This is a genomic window from Flavobacterium zhairuonense, assembly GCF_004352915.1.
Classification (GTDB): Bacteria; Bacteroidota; Bacteroidia; order Flavobacteriales; family Flavobacteriaceae; genus Flavobacterium; species Flavobacterium zhairuonense.
The window spans coordinates 525,063-531,893 of the sequence record NZ_SJSY01000074.1 but is presented as its reverse complement, the minus strand read 5'-3'; the positions used below and the strand labels follow the sequence as shown (position 1 = coordinate 531,893).

The window sequence follows — 6,831 nt, the reverse complement described above, 5'->3', positions numbered from 1 at the left end:
AGTTTTGAGTCCCTGCGTTTACCAATGTCGGAGTGCCAGGATCGTTTACGTTTATCGTTACACTCAGTCTTGTCGCGCTCTCGCATCCTGTTGCAGGATCGCTGATTGCAGCGTAATAAGTGCCATTTGCCAAAGCTTGAGTTGATGGAATCAAGTTTCCTCCTGTTATAGCATCGTACCAAACAATATTTGTTTCGTTGAACTGAACGCTTGCAAATGTCGGAGCATTTACCAAACAGAAGTTTTGTATGCCTGCATTTACCAATGTCGGCGTGCCAGGATCGTTTACATTGATTACAACTGCCAATCGAACACTACTTTCGCAATTTGTAATTGGATCTTTTGCTGTAGCATAATAAGTTCCATTCACCAAAGCATCAGTAGATAATAAAGGAGTTGTTGATGTATCGCTATTGTACCAAACTACATTAGATTCATTTACTTGAATATTAGCAACTGTTGGATTATTGATCAAACAGAAATTCTGAGTAGAATTTGTTGTCGTTGGTGTATTTGGATCACTAATAATAATTACAGCATCTTGCAACGTTCCTGTTAAGTTTTCACAAGTTCCATCGCTAGAAACCGCAACATAATAAGTTATTGGACTCACAGCGCGTGTTAAACCTGTAACAGTTAAAACTCCCGTAGTGCTTACTGAATAAGTTACTCCCGCAGGCGTATTGTTTACAAGAGGAGTTTTATTGTTGTCAGCGTACCAGGTGAAAACAGGATTTGTCAATGTTGGTGCAGTCGGCGTCAATGACGCTGCAACTCCATTACACACTGTTAAATCGTCTACTTGGATATCTGTTGCAACTGAAGGAGGCAAAATAGTAAATGTTATTTGTTTTCTATCTGCTTCGGCAGTTTCGCAATATTCATCTGAACTCACACCAACAAAATAAGTATAGGTTCCTGGAACTAGACTATTAACAGTTAATGATGGCCCTGTTGCTCCAGCAATTGGCTGGCTCATCGTTCCGTCAAATTTGTACCAATGATATACCGGATTTGTAAATGTTCCAACCAAATTTGTAGCCAAAGTTACAGTTCCTGAAGGTGCACAAATTGAAGTTGTTGATCCACCATTCAAAGTAATATCAGCTAAGATATTTTCTGGACTTGTCGCTCTAACCTCAACTGTAACTTCGCCTCTTGTCATTGCTTCACATCCGTAACGAACTGGCTGAATATAATATTTATATGTTCCCGCAGCTAATGTAGCTGGAACTGTATAGGTAATACCATTAGCAACGATTGCGCCACCTGTAGGCGAATCATACCAAACATAGGTCGAGCAGGCTTCTTGTGGTATTTGAAGCGTGACTGTATCTCCCGGACAAACCGTAACTTTATTAGTTGGATCTCCTCCTATAACCGAGGTATTTGCAACACGCTCAACTGTATGAACTCGTAAAAATTCCAAAACTCCTGCAACACCACCAAAACGGATTCTAACTCTGTCATATGATTCTGTAGGTGAAGAAACCAAAACCATAGCCATTGTATTTGCAGATAATAATTTCAAACTTAACAATGTACTATTGTTTTGAATTGGAGCTCCAACTGCAACATTTCCTAAATAACGCTGAATGCTAAAGCCTGTCAATAAATTAACATTCAAAATTGTACCTGGTTTTGAAATCACAATTCTTAATGTATCGCTTACTACAGATGGTGTTTTAAACTGAACTGTCATGTCTGCCGAAGCAAGAACTCCTGCTCCACTATACATGGTTGCAAAAGTTGTAATATCGTTATCTGCTACGTTCCAAGCATCGCTTACTCCAACCGTTGAAGTCAGTGCTCCAACAGGAAGTCCTAAATCAGTGGTTCCATAAAAGATATCTTGAATATCTCCAGGTGTACATGTAACTGCAGTAACCGATTTATTGTAATAAGCTTCATAAACTTTAGTATTTTGAGCAACACTCAAAACAGCTCCTGATACAATTCTGATTCCGTCATAATCTTGAGGACCAGCTGCATTTGAAGGAACAAAAGTAAATTCATAAGCATTATCTCCAGGAAGCACATTCAATAATGCTCCCGAAACAGATTGCATTACACCAATATCAACTCCACCTTTTCTTCCAATAACAGAAAGTCCTTGCGCAACGCCTAATGCACTATATTCAGAACCAAGCTTAACGGTTACTGGTGTTCCTTTAGCAATCGTTGAAGGCCAAGTTAAATCTTGCCAAGTTGTACCAATTCCTAACAGCCCAACTCCTGTCGTGATAGTTGAGAATGTCTGTGGATTTCCATCAACTGCATTAGCTTCGTTAGAAACACCACCTGTAACAATTGAACTCCAACTTTGTCCTGTTGCATATACTCTTTCAGTTAATGATTGGCAATTGTCTGGATCTTTAACATTGATCGATAGTGTTCCTGTTACTGAACATGATCCTAATGTTGCAACAACTGTATAGGTATAAATTCCTGGAACATTTAATGCTCCTGTGGTAAACGGAGGGCCTGCCAATGCATTTCCTTGTGGATCATACCATGCCAGTGTTCCATTCGAAGTTGCATTCAAAGTTACATTTGTACCTTGAGCAACTGATTGAGCGGGATCGACAATCAAGCTTGGCAGCGGATTAACTGTTACATTTACTGCTTGTTTTGCAGATGGACAATCAACTCCGCTTGCTTGAGCCTGAACCGAGTAAACACCACTAATTGTTATGTTCATTGCCGCTTCATCTGTCATAGCTACGTCTGAAGGGTCAAAGAAAGTATATGTTGTATTTCCACTTGTATCAAGTGCCGTAATAGCATTTTTCAAGTTAGCACTTCCACACGCAACTAATGGAGATGTTACTGTCAAAGTTGTAGTAGTTGCTGGAAAATTAACAACTACTGGTTGCAGTGTATTTACATCATTCTCACATGTTACAGTATTTCCAACAGAAACAAAATATGTATAAGATGTTCCAGAAGTAAAACCATTAATGGTAAGTGCTCCAGTAGATGGGTCTTTAGAAAAAGTAATTCCTGGTTGTGCCACTACTGTTGAACCAGTTATAATTTCTTGTGTTTTGGCTTGATCAGTATAATATTTAAATTGTGCTCCTGTTAAGTTGGAAGTTGGGGACAACACTGCAATTCCCGCACAAGATGAAACTACCGGACTAGCAATTGTAATATTTGATGCATCTGCTAATGGCAGAACGGTTACCGTTACAGGCTGACGAACACTGTTTATACATGTACCTCCACGAACCGCTTCTATATAATATGTTTTTGAACTTGTTAGAGGCCCTGTACTATACGGAGTAGTAGTTACATCTGTCGCCAAAGCTACTCCGCCACTTGCAACATCAAATAAATTAAGCGTATCTCCAGCTGTTGTCGAAGCACTTATCGTTGCAGAACCTCCTGCGCAAATTGGAGAAGATACTCCAGATACTGTGGCTTCTTTATATCTAAATGAAGCTCCATAGATATCTAAATTTGTTAACAATGTTGCTATTCCCCCTAAACGAACTTCAACTGCTGTAAAATCTCCGGACGTTACAAAACTTGCTTTAAAACGTTCACCTCCTAATAATTGAACGCTTACTAACGATCCAATATCAACTTGATCACCGTTTGGTGTTCCTCCATTATAACTTCTTAAGCTTATATAGGAAAGAGCACTTACATCGGCAATTCCTCCCGGAATTCCTAATTCAACATCTATAATATCACCAGCTTTACCTGAAGTAGAAAAAGTAAGCGTTTGCTGAATATAATCTCCAACTAAACCAAGCGGAACCGTAAGTCTTGTAGCTGTCGCATCATTTCCATCAATCGAATCAGGATCATTAGCAGATGAACATGTAAGACATACTGTTAATCCTCCTCGTGAAACTACTTGTGAATTTGCCTGTAGACATGACGTAATTGGTGTCGGTGGCGTAACTACAACATTAATAGCTGTTCTTGAAGCACTAACACAATTTGCAGCATTTCTTGCTTCTATATAATATGTTTTATTTGCTGTTAAAGCTGGACTTGGAGTATAACTAGGATTAGTCACTAAAGCAGTTCCCCCTGTAGGAACGTCATACCAATCATAAACTACTCCTCCCACAGGATTTGAAACCTGTAAAGTAACAACTTGTCCTGATGGAATTATTACTGTCGAAGAAGCAACAGTTGGGTCTGCTGGCAACGGATTAACAGTAATCGATGCTTGTGTACGCGTTGAACTTGTACAACTTCCAATTACTGATTCAACGTAATAATTTGTCGAAGATGCCAAAACTGGCGTTGTAAAAGTAGTTCCCGTGAATACTAAATTCCCAGCGGTTGCTGCATCATACCAATTATAAGTCGTTCCCGCTACTGGAGACTGAACGCTAATTGTAGCCGTTTGTCCTTGACAAATACTTGCAGAGCCTCCGGTTAGAGTTGCCACCACAGGATCATTAACCGTAATTGGAACTGCAAAGCGTACACTGTTTACACAACCATTTCTAGTTATTTCTGCCCAGTAAGTTGTATCAGCAGTCAAATTTGGTGTTGTAAAAACTGCAGTACTTGCCAATGAAGCACCGCCAGTGGCTGCAGAATACCAGTTAACGGTTTCTCCAACAGCAAGGCCTGCAGTTAATGTAGTACTTTGTCCACTACAAATAATTTTATTTCCAGTAACATTTGGATCTGCATATCTATAACTTGCTTGATAAATATCTAAACTTGTTAAAGCTGCTACCAAACCACCTAAACGAACTTCTACACGGTCAAAATTTGCACCGGCAGTAATGCTAGCTCTAAAGCGATTCCCTCCTAATAATTGAACGTTCAATAAATTATTTATCGAAACTCTATCATTATTAAAAGTTGTTCCATTATAGGTTGCCAAATTAATATAGTTTAATACACTTAAATCAAGAACACCACCAGGTAATTCTAATTCAACATCTATAATATCTCCCGCTTTACCAGGATTGTTAAATTGTAATGTTTGTTGAATCCATCCATTTACTAAACCAACAGGCACTGTTAAACGTGCTGCAGTATTAATATCTCCATCAACAGAATTGTCCGGACTTGTACTGCTACACAATAAACAAAGACCATTTAAACTCGTTTGCTGACTGTTTGCTAATAAACATCCACCTGCTGGAGTATTTACAACATTTACCGTAATAGCTGTTCTTGAAGCGCTAACACAACCGCCAGTTGCACTCTGAGTTTCTACATAATAAGTTTTTGTAGCAGTTAAAATCGGAGTGGTAAAAGTTGATGTATTAGTTGCAATTGCTGTTCCTCCTGTTGGAACATCATACCAATTTAAAGTTACTCCAGCTTCAGATGTTGTTGCACTCAATGTCGCATTTTGCCCTGATTGAATAGTTACACTTTGAGTCAATGCTGTTGCCGCAGCGGGAACTGGGTTAGATATTACGTCAACTTGAGCTCGAGTCGGACTTATACAACTTCCGATAACAGCTTCTACATAAAAACTAGTTGTTCCAAGAGGAACTGTTGGCGAATAAGAATTTCCTGTTGCTAATATTGTTCCTCCTGATGATACAGAATACCAATTATAAGTTGTTCCCGGAATTGGATTTATCAAAGACAATGTCGTTTGTTGTGTTGTACCACTTGAACAAACTGCTGTCCCCGAAGAACTAATTGCAGGTGCTACCGGGTTAGAGACATTAATAACAACTGGTACTCGATTATTTCCTTCACATCCACCTGCTCGAGCTACTCCAATATAATAAGTAGTGTTTGCAGTTAAATTTGGAGTTGTGTAAGTGCTTCCAGTTGCTAAAGCTGTTGTAGATGATAAAGAATCATACCATGCTAAAGTTGTTCCTGCCACAGGTGTAGCAGTCAAATTAGTCGATGTTCCAGAACAAATGGTCTGATTGAGACCTCCCGTAACCGAAGGTTTGGCAAAATCCAAACGAACATCATAAACTCTTAAATTAACCAGAAGACTTAAAAGTCCTCCAACTTGAATTTGCACTTGATTGGCATCACCCGGAACAGTGTATCTCACCTCTCCAATGGCATTGCCAGATAACAAACTTAGGTTCAAAACTGGGCTGTTAAGCGCCACTCTTGGACCTACATCTGTGCCGGAAAGTTTAGTTTGAATTGATACGTTAGACAGTAGTCCAACATCAAGCAAACCATTGCCCGTACCAAAATAAAGTACAATTTCATCGCCTGCTTTTACAGTCTGATTCAATGTCATGGTTTCCTCGACCGCACAAAGAAGTCCGACTGCATTTTGCAGTGTTGCAAATGTCGTTAGGCCTGGATCATTGTCATAGGCCAATGTGGGATTGCTTACATCCAAACCTACACATAGCAAACCTGCCTGACTGTTTGTTTGTGACACTGGTCTACAAACTGTCTGAGAAAAAGCATTACTACATAATAGGAATAAAAATAATAGCCCCACTAATCTCTTCTTAAAGATGAGATCGCAAAAAGTAAAATTTCTTTTCATAATTTGGAAGATTAGAAAATGGACAATAAATAACCTGCTGCGATAAACACGTATGCTTATGCAATTATAAAAAACACTAATAATCAACACTTTAAAATATACTTTAGAGTATTTGGGGTTTACCTAAAAGTTACATTTCAATTAAAAAAACATTTGGATTACACATAACTATGTATACCATAGAGCAATCTTATTCATCCTGAATAATAAGTTCCTCAAAACTTTTAGGAAATACTGATCTAGACCATTCTTCCTAATGAAGTGATTTGTTTGAAGCTTAATTTTCATAAAAGAAAAATTAAATTACTATGTGAGGGGGAATTTTTTTATTAATATTCTAGGTTCAATGTCATTAGAAGTTGATTATG

1 protein-coding gene is annotated in these 6,831 nt (G+C 38.6%); it reads right to left on the bottom strand.

Annotated elements, in window-relative coordinates; all coding sequences use genetic code 11:
• On the bottom strand, positions 1–6,352 hold a 6,352-nt coding region (locus tag EYY60_RS16650), incomplete at its 3' end, for an immunoglobulin domain-containing protein (RefSeq protein WP_449404172.1).
• Between the last annotated feature and the right edge of the window lie 479 nt (positions 6,353–6,831).